At 58.1% G+C, this 15361-nt stretch carries 14 protein-coding genes; 5 read left to right on the top strand and 9 right to left on the bottom strand.

All coding sequences use genetic code 11. The features are described 5' to 3' along the window. The first annotated feature begins 63 nt into the window (after positions 1 to 63). Positions 64 to 990 carry a LysR family transcriptional regulator gene (locus tag ACA044_RS13775; protein WP_497446841.1) on the top strand — a complete coding sequence of 309 codons (927 nt, stop codon included), beginning with the start codon at positions 64 to 66 and terminating at the stop codon, positions 988 to 990. Here ACA044_RS13775 and ACA044_RS13780 read toward each other — a convergent pair. The 6 genes from ACA044_RS13780 to ACA044_RS13805 form a co-directional block, all read right to left on the bottom strand. Beyond that, complete coding sequence (locus ACA044_RS13780; protein WP_497447220.1) at positions 979 to 1941, bottom strand: GNAT family N-acetyltransferase; 963 nt, start codon at positions 1939 to 1941, stop codon at positions 979 to 981. The two genes, ACA044_RS13775 and ACA044_RS13780, sit on opposite strands and share 12 nt — an antisense overlap. Beyond that, the gene (locus tag ACA044_RS13785) at positions 1941 to 3230 is read right to left on the bottom strand and encodes an AMP-binding protein (protein ID WP_497446842.1); all 1290 of its coding nucleotides are present in this window, start codon (positions 3228 to 3230) and stop codon (positions 1941 to 1943) included. Before ACA044_RS13785 ends, ACA044_RS13780 begins: the two co-directional genes overlap by 1 nt. Before the next feature lie 15 nt (positions 3231 to 3245). Beyond that, positions 3246 to 5675 (bottom strand): acyl-CoA reductase, encoded by a 2430-nt coding sequence (locus tag ACA044_RS13790; RefSeq protein ID WP_497446843.1) that lies wholly within the window; start codon positions 5673 to 5675, stop codon positions 3246 to 3248. 1 nt (position 5676) lies between these two features. After that, positions 5677 to 6807 carry a LuxE/PaaK family acyltransferase gene (locus ACA044_RS13795; protein WP_497446844.1) on the bottom strand — a complete coding sequence of 377 codons (1131 nt, stop codon included), beginning with the start codon at positions 6805 to 6807 and terminating at the stop codon, positions 5677 to 5679. A gap of 21 nt (positions 6808 to 6828) precedes the next feature. After that, entirely contained in the window at positions 6829 to 8070 is a 1242-nt protein-coding gene (locus tag ACA044_RS13800; protein WP_497446845.1) for an MFS transporter, read from the bottom strand. Positions 8071 to 8358: 288 nt separating this feature from the next. Next, positions 8359 to 8496, bottom strand: coding sequence for a hypothetical protein (locus ACA044_RS13805; RefSeq protein WP_008155215.1), 138 nt, complete (start codon positions 8494 to 8496; stop codon positions 8359 to 8361). A 156-nt stretch (positions 8497 to 8652) separates the two neighbouring features. On the opposite strand from ACA044_RS13805, the gene ACA044_RS13810 reads away from it, so the two are divergent. Further along, positions 8653 to 8841, top strand: a complete 189-nt coding sequence (locus tag ACA044_RS13810) for a hypothetical protein (RefSeq protein ID WP_497446846.1) — start codon at positions 8653 to 8655, stop codon at positions 8839 to 8841. On the opposite strand, the gene ACA044_RS13815 is transcribed toward ACA044_RS13810, so the two are convergent. Beyond that, the gene (locus ACA044_RS13815) at positions 8831 to 9232 is read right to left on the bottom strand and encodes a fe2+ zn2+ uptake regulation protein (RefSeq protein WP_497446847.1); all 402 of its coding nucleotides are present in this window, start codon (positions 9230 to 9232) and stop codon (positions 8831 to 8833) included. The genes ACA044_RS13810 and ACA044_RS13815 overlap by 11 nt on opposite strands. A gap of 389 nt (positions 9233 to 9621) precedes the next feature. Here ACA044_RS13815 and pvdQ point away from each other — a divergent pair, with 389 nt between their 5' ends. Then, positions 9622 to 11967 carry a bifunctional acylase PvdQ gene (gene pvdQ / locus ACA044_RS13820; RefSeq protein WP_497446848.1) on the top strand — a complete coding sequence of 782 codons (2346 nt, stop codon included), beginning with the start codon at positions 9622 to 9624 and terminating at the stop codon, positions 11965 to 11967. 55 nt (positions 11968 to 12022) lie between these two features. Here the strand turns inward: pvdQ and ACA044_RS13825 are convergent, their stop codons facing one another. After that, complete coding sequence (locus ACA044_RS13825; RefSeq protein ID WP_497446849.1) at positions 12023 to 13024, bottom strand: FecR family protein; 1002 nt, start codon at positions 13022 to 13024, stop codon at positions 12023 to 12025. Positions 13025 to 13481: 457 nt separating this feature from the next. Here ACA044_RS13825 and ACA044_RS13830 point away from each other — a divergent pair, with 457 nt between their 5' ends. After that, on the top strand, positions 13482 to 14525 hold the full coding sequence (locus tag ACA044_RS13830; protein WP_497446850.1) for an Ldh family oxidoreductase: 1044 nt from the start codon (positions 13482 to 13484) through the stop codon (positions 14523 to 14525). Positions 14526 to 14616: 91 nt separating this feature from the next. On the opposite strand, the gene ACA044_RS13835 is transcribed toward ACA044_RS13830, so the two are convergent. Further along, positions 14617 to 14934, bottom strand: a complete 318-nt coding sequence (locus ACA044_RS13835) for an ElaB/YgaM/YqjD family protein (RefSeq protein ID WP_497446851.1) — start codon at positions 14932 to 14934, stop codon at positions 14617 to 14619. A 165-nt stretch (positions 14935 to 15099) separates the two neighbouring features. Here ACA044_RS13835 and ACA044_RS13840 point away from each other — a divergent pair, with 165 nt between their 5' ends. Then, the gene (locus tag ACA044_RS13840) at positions 15100 to 15351 is read left to right on the top strand and encodes a hypothetical protein (protein ID WP_007937833.1); all 252 of its coding nucleotides are present in this window, start codon (positions 15100 to 15102) and stop codon (positions 15349 to 15351) included. The last annotated feature ends 10 nt before the right edge of the window (positions 15352 to 15361 follow it).

The raw sequence follows: 15361 nt of genomic DNA on the forward strand, positions 1-15361 counted from the left end.
AAACAGGCTAAAACTGCTATCACTATTTGCAAATTCTAAATAATCAACCGGTAAACCAAAGCAATGGACCGTCTCAACGCCATGCGCGTGTTCACCCGAATCGTCGAATTGGGCGGCTTTGCCAAAGCGGCGGACAGCCTGCAATTGCCCCGGGCTTCGGTGACCATTCTGATCAAGCAACTTGAGGCCCATCTGGGCGTACAACTGCTGCAACGCACCACTCGCCAGATCAGCCTGACGCTCGATGGCGCTGCTTATTACCCGCGTTGCGTGCGGTTGCTGGCGGATCTGGAGGAGACCGAAGCCGTATTTTCCGCTGCTCGCCACAACCCCAAAGGTCTGCTGCGAGTGGACATGCCCGCGGGAATAGGGCGTTTGATCGTGATCCCGGCGTTGCCGCAGTTCACTTCCCGCTATCCATTGATCGAGCTGGAGATCGGTTTGAATGACCGGCCTGTGGATTTGATTCGCGAAGGCGTCGATTGCGTGTTGCGGGGTGGCTCGGCTCTGGACGATTCATTGGTGGCGCGGCCGCTGGTCATGATGGACCAGGTCACCTGTGCCAGCCCTGAGTACTTGCAGCGTCACGGGACTCCGCGGTGTCTGGAGGATCTGAAGGGGCATCGGATGGTGGAATACTTTTCCAATCACACTGGAAAACGCTACGGACTGGAGTTTGTAGTCGATGAGCAGCCGCGGTTGATCGACCTGCCCAAGCACGTCTCGGTCAACAGCGCCGATGGTTATCTGGCGGCGTGTGAGGCGGGATATGGCTTGGTCCAGACCCCGTATTATCACGTAGCCCGCCAGTTGAAAGAGGGGCGTTTGATCGAAATCCTGGGGGATGTGCCACCACCGGGTATGCCGGTCACGGCGCTCTATCCTCCTCACCGTCAGTTATCCCGGCGGGTGCGGGTGTTCGTCGACTGGATGGTGGAACTCTGTGCACAACCGGCTAATGGTTTTCATAGACAAGACTCAAGCGGCTGAGCGAGTTCCACTCAGTGTTTTGGCACTACTGTGTGTGTTCGTGGCATTGGCGTTCTGCTGTAAGTCGTCATGCAACTGTTGCATTTGCGAGCACTGAAGGTTGAGGGGGCGAGACTGGACGCCCCGATGAAACAGGGCGAACCAGCCATTGTCGCCCGGCGTGGGCATCAAGCCGGTGAAGGCGAAGCCCCGCGCCGACAAACTGCGCAGATCCCGGGTGAAGTACCGGGACAGTTCGAGTCTGGCCGAGATAAGCCAGTGTCTGGGCAGTTGCCAGAGCTGCTCAAGCAAGTGTCTGTTCAAGCGCTGAATGACAATATCGAGTCGATTCTGGTGTTGTTTGATTTGCAAGGGCATCGCAGGCCGTGACGCTTTGTCCTGGTGGGTTCCAAACACCGAGCACAGGTGTTGCATAAACGCTCGGTAGCGTTCGGGCCAAGGGATGTCGGGAAGCGGGCGTGAGTGTCCGTCAATCATGTGACAACCCATCACAATGGTTTCCGGCAGTGGTTCAGCGAATGGCGAAGGAACGTAATCTGGAAGCAGTCCAGTGCTGTGAAAGCCGATTTTTTCGGCCATGCGTTGCGTATAGGGGTGATGGGTCACTTGCTTGATCGAGACGCTCTTGAGCCCCAGAGCACCTGACAGCCTCAGCAACTCGCGGCCCAGATGGGTCGCGAGACTCTGTCCCTGAGCTACGGGATGTACCACGCTGAGAGCCAGTTCGGCGGTATTCGAAGGTGTATCGCGACACAACGCGGCATGCCCGAGAACGCGTATGCCGTCCACGGCCAGCATCGATTGCCAGCGGCCCTCGGCGTTGTGCTGACTGATCATGCATGGCAGGTAGACATCCGGCTGAACATAATGGTCGCCGTAAACCTCTCGAAACAACCGGCTCACGGCACCGGCGTCGGAGGGGCGGTAGGGTCGAAAAATCAATCGGGCCATCATACGGGCTCCAGCGGGGGAACGTCATACACTCGCAAATCCAGCACCCGCAGTTGTTTACCCGAGCGCGGGTGAAGCTTCAGGTCTGTGGTTGTGCAGGCCAGCACCCGCAACTCCAGCAGACCTTCGCGGCTCAGGTCGTCGATAGCGGGGTAGTGGGCAAGCAGCGTTTCACGCAATGCGCGGCGCGCCGGCTCGACGGGTTGTAACTGAGGTTCGGGCACCCACATCACGCTCAACACATCCTTGTGGTCGGCCTGTTCGATCAGCAACTGCCATTGCTCGCTGCGTGTTGCGCGCTGAACGATCTCCTGTATTTCTTCGGTAAACAGCGACAGCACACCGACTCGTACTCGCTGACTGTGGGCACTGCGCCCTTTGAGTACGAATTTACGCATCGGGGTTGCGGCCGGTTCACACCAACAGGCACGGTCGCCTACCGGATAGCGCAGCAGCGGCATCAGCCGGCGCGTCAGGTTGGTCAGCACCAACAACCCGGTGCGATCGCACTCCTCAATCACTTCACCGGTGTGTTCATCGACGATTTCCAGCAGGGTTTGTTGTTCGAACACCCGATGTTCGCCCAATGCACAGTCGCGATGGCTGGCACCTATGAGTCCGGCGTCCACGCTGGCATAGCCAATGGAGGCGATACGGGCGTTGGGGAACACCTCGCCGAGGATTGCCAGCTGCGGGGCAAACAGGCTTTCGCCGCCATACAGCAGCGTCTCGACTCCACATAACACACGCCGATGCTGCGCCAGGTACGCCGCAAATCGCAGTAACTGTGCCGGCACTCCGGCCAGAACGTTGATCCGATGTCGCGCAATGGCATCCGCCAGTACGTCCAGCTCGACGTCTCCGGTAAACGGAAACTCACAGATGGATCGCCCGACATGCGCCAGGGCGTCGTGGATAAACAGAAAGCTGGCGTAGAGATCCCCTGAAAAAAACAGATTGGCGACCCGGTCGCCGTTGTTCAACTGAGAGGAGAGGCTGGCTCCGAACGTGCTGACAAAAGTTTGCCATTCCTCGAAGGAGTACACCGCCAGCTTGCCCTGACTGGTCGAGCCACCGGTTTTAAACACCAGCGCATCGTCGACGTTTCCTGTCAGGACTGGCCAACTATTCAAGTCATTGCTGCCGGCCCAATAGTCGGCCACGTTGGTTAACGGTAAGTCTTTTAAAGTAATACCCTCCGTGGGCAAGTGCGCCAGGCATTTGCTGTAGAAGTTGGAGTGTTGCCTTATATAAGGTATTAGCTGTTCAAACGAATAAATGGCTTTCACTGAGTTCTCTTTATATCAGGCGTCCCGGTGGACGTCGGCTTGCTGTTTTCTTTGATCGATCATTAATGGGGTTTTGCCGCTGTGTTTGTTTCGGGTGAATGCTTGTTCGGCGCACGCTGTCACTTCCACAATTAAAAGTGCTGCACTCACCGCACTCGCCAAAGCTTCGTGGGTCAGCAGTTTTTCGTGGACCCAGGCGGCGTCTGCGTCCGCGAGAACGTGTATTCGTTCGATCCCGTCGGCGACGTGGTCCAGAACAATTTGAATGGGGACTCCCACGCTGTGCTCCAGCGCCGAAGGGGAAATGAATTCAGTGCCAATGCGCACCAGTTTGCCGTGCCGCTTCAGCAGTTCGAATCGCGGCGTCTCCAGTCCGCAAGCGCAGGCACCGGGTATCCAGCGGCCAGTGTCTCCGATGTCATATCGGCACACGTGCTGACCCTCTCGGGCGCGGGACGTAAACAGCAGGCGACCGATCTCATTGGCCTGCACCGGCACATCCTGTTCGAGCTGAACGATCTCCAGATGCTGGGTTTCGCACATCAAGTGAAACACGCCGTCCGCGGTCGCCCGACAGGCATGCCCCAGGGGACCAGCATCGACGGAGCCATAGATGGCAGAGCGAATCGTCGACACCCCACAGCTTTCCATCAGGCGTCGACTGGCCTCTCCCGGATGCTCGCCGCCAAGGAACACTTTACTGATACCGGCGTAGGCGCGGAGTCGGGCCTGCTCGTTGAGAAACAGCCGATGTAGCGTACTGGGCATGCCGATCAGCACGGTGACGCGTTGGTCCACGATCAGTTGGGCTATTTCGTCGAAGTCATCGTCCTGGGGAGCTCCCATGGGTAAATGTGCAACGCCCATCTGTTCAAGAATTTTCGAAAAACTGAAAAAGCCTCCGTACAGGTTTCCGCCGTAGAACAGGTTCATCACCCGGTCCTGTGCAGGGTCGAGCCCAGCGGCGAACATGCCATCAGCCGCAGCGCGCATTTGCCTTTGAAAGTCGCGATAGCTGAAACCGGCCAGGGCCGGGACCCCACTGCTACCGCCGGAGCGGAAGTACAACTGTGCTGCGGAGTCGATCGGCTGGGTCATGAAAGTGCCTTTGTCCATGATCAGGCCATGGGCTGTGTCAGGAGCGGGTGCAAGCGGGTCGAGCGTTGCACGGCCAGTCGAGGCATCCGGCGGCAGGCTCACCGAGAGGCGGCGACTCAGGCGCGACAGCGCGTAGACGCCATCGTGGGGCTCACCGGCATAGCCGTCATGAATCGACTCGCAAGGCGTAATGCGGCTAACGCCGGCGTTGAGCAATGTTCGAACCAGCTCGGGCGTCTCTGCCGAGGGGCACATCAGCGCGCAGCTTTGCAGAACGGTGCGCCAGGGCAACAGCGTCTCGGCGAGCAGGTGCTGCGGGACTGGCTTGAGCAGCACCGTACGAAACAGCGGCGACGGCGTGAGCGTCTGATGATGCTCCCAGATGACCCGCCATCCGGGGCCGGTCCACACCCGGCCGGTCTGGTTCTTGAAACACTGATCGAGCTGCGCCATGGCGGTGCGGGTGCTGATTTCCGACGCCTCCTGGTCTGTCGGCACTAACGCCGGCCAGTGTGAGGCGCGACGGTTGAAGGCATCGGCCAGTCGATCACCCAGATTGTGCAATACGGCCGGATCGTTGCTGTCCACCAGCGCCCATTGAGGGCTGGAGCACGCCTGTTGATCCAGTCGACAGACTTCATCTGCCAATGCATCGAGTGCCGAAGGATTCGCCGCTTCAGGTGACAGATAGACGAAGCTGATCTTGTGTCCCCAATCGATCCAGCGACAGCCGGCCGGGATCTGCTGACGGATCGCTTTGAGCGCCGTTTCTCCGCCCCAGGCGGATACCCCATCGGCCTTGGCGCAGAGTTGCGCAATGGCAGAGATGTTCACCGGCAGAACCGCTACGAATTCGGCCAGTCTGGCGCTGGTGTCGCACCGCACAAGGGCGGCGAGCAACTGTGCAGTCAAACCTTGATCGTTGGAGCTGGGTCGAAGCCAGTTGATGTTGCCGGCCAACAGGCTTTCCAGTACCGCGCAGAACGCCAGCAGCGGCGCGTTGCCCGGGGTGATATGTACCACCAGCCCTAACGGGTGCCAGCTTTCGAAGCACGGCTGCCGGTAGTCGATACGTCGTAGTGAGCGCGGTTGCAGGCCCAGCTCTCGCTCAAGCTTTGTGTTCAGGTTGCTGCGCTGGCAAAAATCGATCAGTCCCTGACATTGGTCGTCGTCGAGGGGCAGGTCCAGTCTGCGAGCTTGCAATTGCGCGGCAAAGCGAGCAGCGGATTCGATCACGGTATCGCTATCGATTGGCTCAGCCAGCAGCCGGGGTAGCGGTTGCTGAAGGAGCTCGAGGGCGCTTTGCGGGGTGACGTCTTCACGCAATTGGCCATTGATCAGGTACATATCAGGCCCCCCCGATCAGTTCTGAAGCGGCCATGGCACAGCTGCGACTGACGCTGGTGCCAGCACGTCCATGCAACTCGAACCAATCTGTCGTCAGGCCGCATCCGCAACTGGCGCCGGGATGCAGCGTTGCAAGATCGTTCATGACCACGGCATGAGCAGGACTGGACGAAATGTACGGGGAGACGAACTCCAGCAAGCCGCGCTGGCCGTATGGCTGGACAGTGAAATCAGATGGGTTGCGCACGAAAACCTTCGAGTAAATCGGTACATGGAAATGATGGTGGGCACACTGGATATAGGGCACGGCATGCTCCACGGCGCCATAGCCGTCCCGGCAGCGGGACAGTTCGATACCCAACTGCCGGTTGATTCGGGCATACAACTGATGCAGGGGAATCTCCTGTGCCGCCTGGGTTTTCCAGCCGCCCCCCAGAAACACCAGTGACTGGGCAGGCAACTGCAAGTCGGCCACGCCGGTGTCCTCCATGCATTGAAGCGCATGCGCAAGGAACGCCGGAAAACCGAGAATGCGAACGGGCAATCCTTCCTCGGCAAACGCCTGCAAGGCACGAATCACACCGAAAAGGTCGAATTCGTGGCCTTTGCCGGTGAGGCGCAAGCCGTAAACGACTTGGTTGATGGGGGCATAGCTGCAAAGAAACTGATCGGTGTAGGCCGTTCCCAGCGTGATGGCCGCCTCGGGCTCATAGCTCAGCAGGAGGTAATTGCAGGGGCTGTCCGGGGTATCCCAGCCGTAATGCCGGAAAATGTGGCTCACCATGCCTTGTGCCGCGGCCATGCTGCGATGGTCGTAGCGCATGCGACTCTTCTGGCCGCTGGTGCCGGACGATGTCAGCTCCAGCGCGCCTTTGCCTGTGGGGCCGATTACCAAATGACGTTTGAAGTAATTGGCAAAAATCGGTGGCAGCCTTGACCAGTCATCCAGTGTCTCCAGGTCGTGGGCATCAAGATCATTGGCGCTCAGCCAGCGTTCGTATCCAGGTGTGTGATGACAATGAAACAGGCTGATTTCGCCCATGGCCTGGTCGAACAGGCCTGCCGGCACGGAATCCAGGCAATAGGGTTGCGTTAACGCGCAAAGCGCATCGGTGTGAGGTAGATGGATCATCAAAGGACCTATTGGGTGGTGTCAGACGGCAAGCGTGAGGTGAGAGCGCCGCAGAAACAGTCGCAAGGGCACCAGGCACGAGAGCCCCGTCAGACCGGCCATCAGGGCGAAGGCTTCAAGGCTGTCACCGGCACCCAGTGCGGCGATAATCGAGCCGCCGCCCCCCATGACGGCGATGGAGAGCATGCCGATCATGGCCGAGACCAGGCCTTTGCTGTCGTCGCTGGAAAACAGTGCAAGCCGGTACAGCGCGGCATTGCTCATGCCAAGACCGATGGCATATATCGACAGGCAACTGATCAGCAGCACCGTTGAAGCGCTGGTGAAAGTGATGGCGACCAAGGCAATGAGCCCGCCGCAAAATGGCCAGAGCGCGTATCGAATCAGTTGGGGCAGTTCAGTGTTGGCAATCAATCGGCTGAGTATCAGATTGCCGAGAATAACGGCCGCAAATACCGGGATTTGCCACAGGCCATATTGCAGAGGAGAAAGTCCCTGGCTTTGGATCAGCAAGAGTGGCGCCAACCCGATCCAGGCAATCAACGGCAGGCTCATGAGTCCCAAGGCGACGGTAGCGCTCAGGAATCGGGTGTTGGTGAGCAAAGCGGCGTATCGACGCACGGTGCCGCCCCATTCAAAGGGCACTGCAGCCAATTGTTGACCGTCCTGGCGCAAGGTACCCACGGTTTCCGGCATGAACAGGTAAAGCCCGAGCCAGACCGTCGCGCCGCCGACACCCAGCAGTAAAAACAGCTCCCGCCAGGAGAGCCATTCCAGCGCCAGGCTGCCGAGCAGGGGGCCGAGCAGCGGGGAGAGCAACGCAACGTTCCCCAGCAACGCCATGATTTTTACCGCGTCGGCTTCGCAAAAGACTTCTTGCAGGGCTGGATAACTGACGGCGATGACAAATCCCAACCCCATGCCCTGAATCAGGCGCAAGCCGTTGAAGGCAAGGATGCTCTGCACATGGAACGCTGCGGCACAGGCCAGAGAGAACACCGCACAACCGATGAGCAGCATCGTGCGACGACCGAAGTGATCGGACAGCGGACCGATAAGCCATTGCAGAAGAATGCCGCCAATCAAGTAAAGAGTGAAGGCATAAGGAACGTGGTTCGGGCTGGCACCCAGTTGATGGGTGACAGTCAACATGGCCGGCATGATCATATCGCTGGCCATATAAGTCAGAAGTTCGAAAAAAGTGATTGCAAGACAAAACCAAAATAATCGAGATGGACTTATATCTATCAAAGGTTGGTGCATGGCGTTCCCGTTGGTGCTGGAGATTTGATAAGGCAGCAGAGCAAGAGTAGCCATGGCCCATGAATAATTTCATGTGCTTATGTGAGGCTAAAAATTTCGATCCTTTTCGTTATGTGTCTGGTTAGAAGTTTGGGGGGGAGAGTGGGGTTTTGTAAGTAAAATTACAGCTGAATAAGAATAATCCCATATAAAAAATGCCCGCTATAGAGCAGGCATTTGTACGAGGCTAGTAGGATAAGTTCTTCGGTGAATAGTAAGTTGTTCACTCGTCAAGAAAGCAATTTAACGTTAACGATGCTGATAGTAGCCCGGTCCGCCACGGTCGTAATGGTGGCCGCCATGCCAGCCGCCGTGGGGGAAAACGATGCAGCCACTCAGGGTCAGGAGAGCAAGCAGGGGAATCAGCAGTGTGATTCGACGGAACATTTCAAAATCCTCATGGTTATCGCCGCAATGAAGTCAAAACTCTTCATCGGCTGTAACATGAGACCCCGTTTGCAGGCCCTCATTCACGCAGAAAGGTAGGGGCTTGGCATGCAATCGGATACAAATTGGATACATTTTTTGGTTCAGGAACCCGCAATGACCCAGTCGCAACGTTTGAAATACTCGATTCTGATCTCCCTGATGGTGCTGGGGATCATGTTCGGCCTTTCCTGGCTGCAAAATGCAGGGATCATCACAGAGCAACTGTTCCAGTACATCGCCATTGGCGTGGCGGTGCTCGTGGTGGTGATCAATGGCGTGATGCGTCGCAAGGTCAAGCCTTGAGCGACGTTTTCTGGCCGGATTGCTCGTTATAAAGTACGGCGGCAGCCTGTGGATGCAGGCTGTAGCTTTTGTCCGGATTGAGGGTAATCACGCCTTCACCGCACAAGCGCTTCAAGACTTCGCGGACACTGAGAAAGGACAGGGGAATGTCCAGCTCCAGCAAGTGACTGTGCACGCCGCGCACGCCCAGGCTGCGCTCGCTTTCGGCGGCGGTCAGCAAGGCATCGATGACTTTCAGGCGAATCAAGCTGGTTCGCAGGCCAAAGCTCTTGAGCAGAAACCGGATCCGTTCGTTGCCCTGGCGTTCGGTTTGTTGATTGAAAACGCCGGCGCCCATGGCGGTGCCCTTCGGCGTATGGCTACCATCCGTTGGCAGTTGCGGGTTGTACATGCAAAAACTCCTTTTCAGAGCCTGATCAGGAAAAATGTGATGGGTGCTCTCAATCAATAAGACGAACGAGCAGGGAAATAATGAAGCGCCGCATGTAGAAAATTTGTCACCGTTACGTCAGCAACCCGTGAGACGGGCGTGGGGACGTCCTCAAAGGCCTAAATTTTTGCCGTTTGCTTCGTTTCAAGGGGAGGCGCATTGCGTAATGCCAGTCAGTCAAGCGCAATCCATGTGGGAGCGGGCTTGCTCGCGAAGGCGTCGGTTCAGCCAACATCAATGTTGAATGACACACTGCTTTCGCGAGCAAGCCCGCTCCCACAGGTTTCGCTCCTTAACCGACAGGCATTAGGCGCATTGCGTGTCATACGTCTTTTCGATCAGGAGCGAGCGTGATTATTTCCAGGCAGTTAACCAGGTTGAGCCTTGCGGGTGTGGTTCTGGGGCTGAGCCTTGCGGCAAACGCGCGCAGCCAGCCAGAGCAGGCGACGGCCGAGATTCGTCGAACCAGTTTCGGTGTGCCGCATATTCGTGCCGAAAACGAGCGCGGGCTCGGCTACGGCATCGGCTATGCCTACGCTCAGGACAATCTGTGCTTGCTGGCCAATGAGATCGTTACCGTCAGCGGCGAGCGTTCGCGGTATTTTGGCCCGGACCAGTTTACGCTCGAAGAGCGCGGGAACCTGGCCAGTGATTTGTTTTTCAACTGGCTGAACACCCCTCAAGCCGTTTCCGGTTTCTGGCAGGCGCAAACACCTGAAGTCCGTGAGCTCATCGAAGGTTATGTGGTGGGTTACAACCGTTCGCTGACAGAGCGTCGGGCGCAGGGTTTGCCGCCGCAATGCCAAGGTGAATGGGTGCGCCCGATTGCCGCCCAGGACCTGGTCAAGTTGACCCGTCGCCTGCTGGTCGAAGGGGGCGTGGGGCAGTTTGCCGAAGCACTGGCCGGCGCCACCCCGCCTAAAGCCGTCGCTCATGTCGCGGATGAATCAGCATCGTTCCGGCTGGCGGCCTCGCGCATGCAACGATTCGCTCTGGATCGCGGCAGCAACGCCGTGGCGGTCGGCAGCGAGCGCTCGTTCAACGGTCGAGGGATGCTGCTGGCCAATCCGCATTTTCCTTGGGTGGGCGGGATGCGTTTCTATCAGATGCACCTGACCATTCCCGGCAAACTGGACGTCATGGGCGCCGCGTTGCCCGGTCTGCCCATGATTAACATCGGGTTCAACCAGCATTTGGCGTGGACCCATACCGTGGATTCGTCCAAGCACTTCACCTTGTATCGCTTGCAACTCGATCCCAAGGATCCGACCCGTTACCTGCTGGATGGCAAGTCCTTGCCGATGAAAAAGCAGACGCTGGCGGTGAACGTGAAGCAACCCGATGGCCAGACCCGGCAGATTTCCCGTGTGGTCTACAGCTCGGAGTTCGGCCCGATTGTGCAATGGCCCGGAAAGCTGGATTGGAACAACCAGTTTGCCTATAGCCTGCGCGATGCCAACCTGGAGAACGATCGGGTCTTGCAGCAGTGGTACGCGATGAACCGTGCCGCCAGCCTCAAGGATTTGCAGGCATCGGTGCATAAGATTCAGGGGATCCCGTGGGTCAACACGCTCGCGGTGGACGATCAGGGGCAGACGCTTTACATGAACCTGTCGGTGGTGCCGAACGTCAGTGCCGACAAGCTGGCCAAATGCAGCGATCCGCGGGCCGGATTGCAGATGATCCTGCTCGACGGTTCCAACAGCGGCTGCGCCTGGGACATTGACCCGCACGCTGCGCAAAAAGGTATTTATGCGGCAGACAAGTTGCCGCAACTGCTGCGCAAAGACTTTGTGCAGCACTCCAACGATTCGGCCTGGATGGCCAACCCGGCGCAACCGCTCACCGGTTTTTCGCCGTTGATCAGTCAGGACAATAAGCCATTGGGGCTGCGTTCGCGCTTCGCACTGGAGCGTTTGGGCACCTTGAACAAGGCCGGTCCCGTTACGGCTGCGGATCTGCAACACATGGTGATGGACGATCAGGTCTATCAGGCGTCCCAAGTGATGCCGGACCTGCTGCAATTCTGCACCGCGGACCTTGGGCCCGATGCGCCGACGCTGACGCCGCTGTGTGCCAGCCTCAAGGCCTGGGATCGCCGTGCGAATCTGGACAGTGGGCTGGGCTTAGTGCATTTCCAGAATGTCATGGTGCCGTTACAGCAACACCCTGATATCTGGCGTGTAGCGTTCGATCCGAAGGATCCTCAACATACACCGCGTGGCCTGGCAATCGAACGGCCAGACGTCGCCAAAGCGATTCGGGCGGCGATGCTGGCTTCGGTAGAACAGGTTAAAACCCTTGGTTTGAAGGCCGATACCCGCTGGGGCGATATCCAGGTGGTCAGCAGTGGCGGACAGCAAACGCCGATCCACGGCGGGCCGGGCACACTGGGGGTGTATAACGCCATTCAAAGTGTGCCCAGAACCGATGGCAAACGCGAAGTCGTCAGCGGCACCAGCTATTTGCAGGTGGTGACGTTTGATGACAAGGGGCCGCAGGCTCGGGGGGTGCTGGCATTTTCGTTATCCAGTGACCCGGCTTCGAAGTATTCCCGGGACCAGACACTGGCCTATTCGAAAAAGCAGTTGAGTGTGTTGCCGTTCACCGAACAACAGATCACGGCCGATCCGCAGTACCAGGTTCAGACGATCCGCGAGCAGGATGAAAAAGCAGGGAAGATCGCCGCGCAGTAACAGCGATAGCGTTTGAATCAAGCATGAAGGCCGCACCCCGCCAGGGTGGCGGTCTTCAGCTTTTTGGGGGTTGTTGCGCAATTGAATTGAGGACCGGATTACCGTCCTTGTTGTGGGTCAGGTAGACCGGCAGCACCTTGGGCAGCGAAGCCACCAGGTTGTTGAGCTCTTTGATGTTGTAGATACCGCCGAGGCGAATCGAGCCGGTGCTGTGGTCCGCAATCATCACAGGCTTGTTCAAATATCGATTGATCAAGGGCAGGGCGTCGGTCAACGCCAGATCATCGAGCACCAGTTTGCCGCTGCGCCAGGCCAACGAATGGTCGTTGGCATAGGTCTGGCTGATCTGCGGCGTGAAGTCTCCGAGCCTGTAACGCGCCTGCATGGCAGGTTCAAGACGCAAACCCTCGCCGGGCAGGGCATCGTTGCTGGTCACCAGCACGGAACCCTCGATCAGGTTTATGCGTACCTGGTCTTCATACATCCAGACGTTGAATTGGGTTCCGGTGACGCAAATCCTGCCTTCGGCCGCTTTGACGATGAACGGATGCTGCATGTCGTGACTGACGCTGAAGAAGGCTTCGCCTTTTTTCAGCGTGACACGCCGTTGATCCTTGTAATTGCTGAACGTCAGTTCACTGCCCAGGTTCAGCTCTACCTGGCTGCCGTCGCTCAGTGTGACCTGACGAACATTGTCGGTCGCCTCGAAATGCTGGTAGGCATTGGGCAGCCATCCAAGGTTCCATCCGGTGTACGCCGCCAGTGGCACCGCCAGGGCGCAAACGGTGGCTGCAATGCCGAAGGTGCGCCAGGGGGATGCCGGTTTGACCGGAGCTACCGGTACGGCGGATTCCGGACGAGGCAAATCCCCCGCAACGTCCCAGATCTCCAACATGGCTTCGTACTCGAAGGCGTGCAGAGGATGCGCATCACGCCATTGCTCGAACGCCAGGCGCTCTTCGGCCGTGCAGTCGATGGCATGCAGACGCATGCACCAGTGCGCAGCGGCATCGGTGATGGCGTCGTATTGGGCTTGCGAGAGAGAGTGGTCGGTCATTGACTCATCCTGATTTCCTGCATTCTAACCTTGAGGCGAAGTCTGCGAGAACAACCGTCATGGCATTTCCCCATCAAAGTCGTATTTATTTTTCACCCCCAAGGCCCTGAAAACAGAACGTTGCCAGGCAGTATCCATAAAGGGAGTGAAAAAATGATCAAAATCACGATTGGAAAAGCCAGGGCACTGACGTTGTGCCAGTGCCTTGTCACCGCGCTTTCTCGCGGTAGCCGGTGTCCTCGATGGGCTGCGATGGGGGGATCGCAGCGAGTGGGTCGAGGGAAAACATTAGGGCCAATGGAAAGCCTGGGTGCGGTACATATTGCTTGACCTTGATCCTGTGCTGGAGGCTTGACAGGACGCCGGTAAAACAGCGCTTAATCGATGACTTTTTCTGGTTGCCCTGCAACCTCGTTTGACCTGTTGCCCGTACCCAATAATAAAACTGGAGCTTCAGATGACTGCATCGCCTGAAATGGCCGACAACTCGAACACTCAAACGCTCGATTTCTCCGCGCTCGTCCTATTGCTCGAGCAGATCTTCCTGCGCCACGGCACCTCAGCCGACGTCGCCAGAACGCTGGCCTTTAACTGTGCCGGCGCCGAGCGCGACGGGGCTCACAGTCATGGGGTGTTTCGCATTCCCGGTTATGTGTCGACGCTGCAGAGCGGCTGGGTCAATGGTCAGGCCGTGCCGGTGGTCGAGGACGTGGCCTCGGGGTTTGTCCGGGTCGACGCCGGCAATGGTTTCGCCCAACCGGCCCTCGCGGCGGCGCGGCCATTACTGGTGGAAAAAGCCCGCAGCGCCGGCATTGCGGTGCTGGCCATCCGTAATTCCCACCATTTCGCCGCCTTATGGCCAGACGTCGAGCCTTTTGCCGAAGAAGGGCTGGTGGCACTGAGCGTGGTCAACAGCATGACCTGCGTGGTGCCGCACGGCGCCGATCGTCCGTTGTTCGGTACCAACCCGATTGCCTTCGCCGCCCCTCGGGCCGACGGTGATCCGATCGTCTTTGACTTCGCCACCAGCGCCATTGCCCATGGCGATGTGCAGATCGCTGCCCGCAAAGGGGAGCACTTGCCGGCGGGCATGGGAGTGGACAGCCTCGGCCAACCGACCCAGGACCCGAAAGCGATACTTGAGGGCGGCGCGTTGCTGCCGTTTGGTGGGCATAAAGGTTCGGCGCTGTCGATGATGGTGGAGCTGTTGGCGGCGGCGTTGACGGGCGGTAATTTTTCTTTCGAGTTCGATTGGTCGAATCACCCGGGGGCCAAAACCCCCTGGACCGGTCAACTGCTGATTGTGATCGACCCGAGCAAATCGGCGGGGCAGAACTTTGCCGAACGCAGCCAGGAACTGGTCCGGCAGATGCACGGTGTAGGGCTCAAGCGTTTACCGGGTGATCGGCGTCACTGGCAGCGAGTCAAGTCCGCTGCTCAAGGCATCCCGCTCGATGTTCAGACGCTGGCGAATCTGCGGGAACTCGCCGGGCTTTTGTAGGAGCCAGGCTTGCCGGCGAAGACGGACTTGAGATCGCTTTCGCCGGCAAGCCTGGCTCCTACAGGTTCAGATACAGAGACAATGTTTCCCGCTAGCGCCGGCCCAACAACAACCCGACCACCAGACCGAATCCGGCGGAGATGGCCACGGTTTGCCAGGGATGACCGCCGATGTAGATTTCAGTGGCGTTGACCGCGGGTTTTGTCCGCTCGCGAACACTGGTTACCGAGTGCCGTGCCTGCTGGAGTTTCTGGGCGATTTGCCCACGAAGGGTGTCCGCCTCCTCTCCGACCAGTGAAGCACTGCTTTTGAGCAGTTTCGCCGATTCTTCGATCAGGGCCTGAAGTTCGCTGAAGACCTGATCCTTGATTTGATCCTCAGCGACTTGATCGATGATTTTGCGGGCCATTGGAGTACTCCTTGCAGGTGAATGGGCAATGAACAATGGAGTCTGCCGTCGTGATAAAAGTTGCAGCCATTTTGCGTGGTGACTCAACGCTGAAGAAAAATCCAGGGCAGGACATTTCTTCCTACAGTGTAAGATGTCGCCTATTTTACGCAGCAGGTAACTCCCATGAGCTTCAATCTGGCCGACAAACCCCTTGCCGAGCGCGCGGCGCTTGAAGATGAAAAATCCCGTTTGTTCGAACTCTGGCAAAACAATCTGGGTAAAGCCAAGGGCGAAGCCGCACGGTTGTTCGGTGAGCGCGCCAAGCGCAAAGGCAAATGGGCCGAATGGGTGCGCTCCGAACTCGACGGCATGTCGCCCCCGGAATTCGCGAACATGGTGCGCAGTGAAGTCAATCGCCTGATGGCCGCTAAATAAACGTCTACCT

The organism is Pseudomonas sp. LBUM1673 (genome assembly GCF_059695645.1).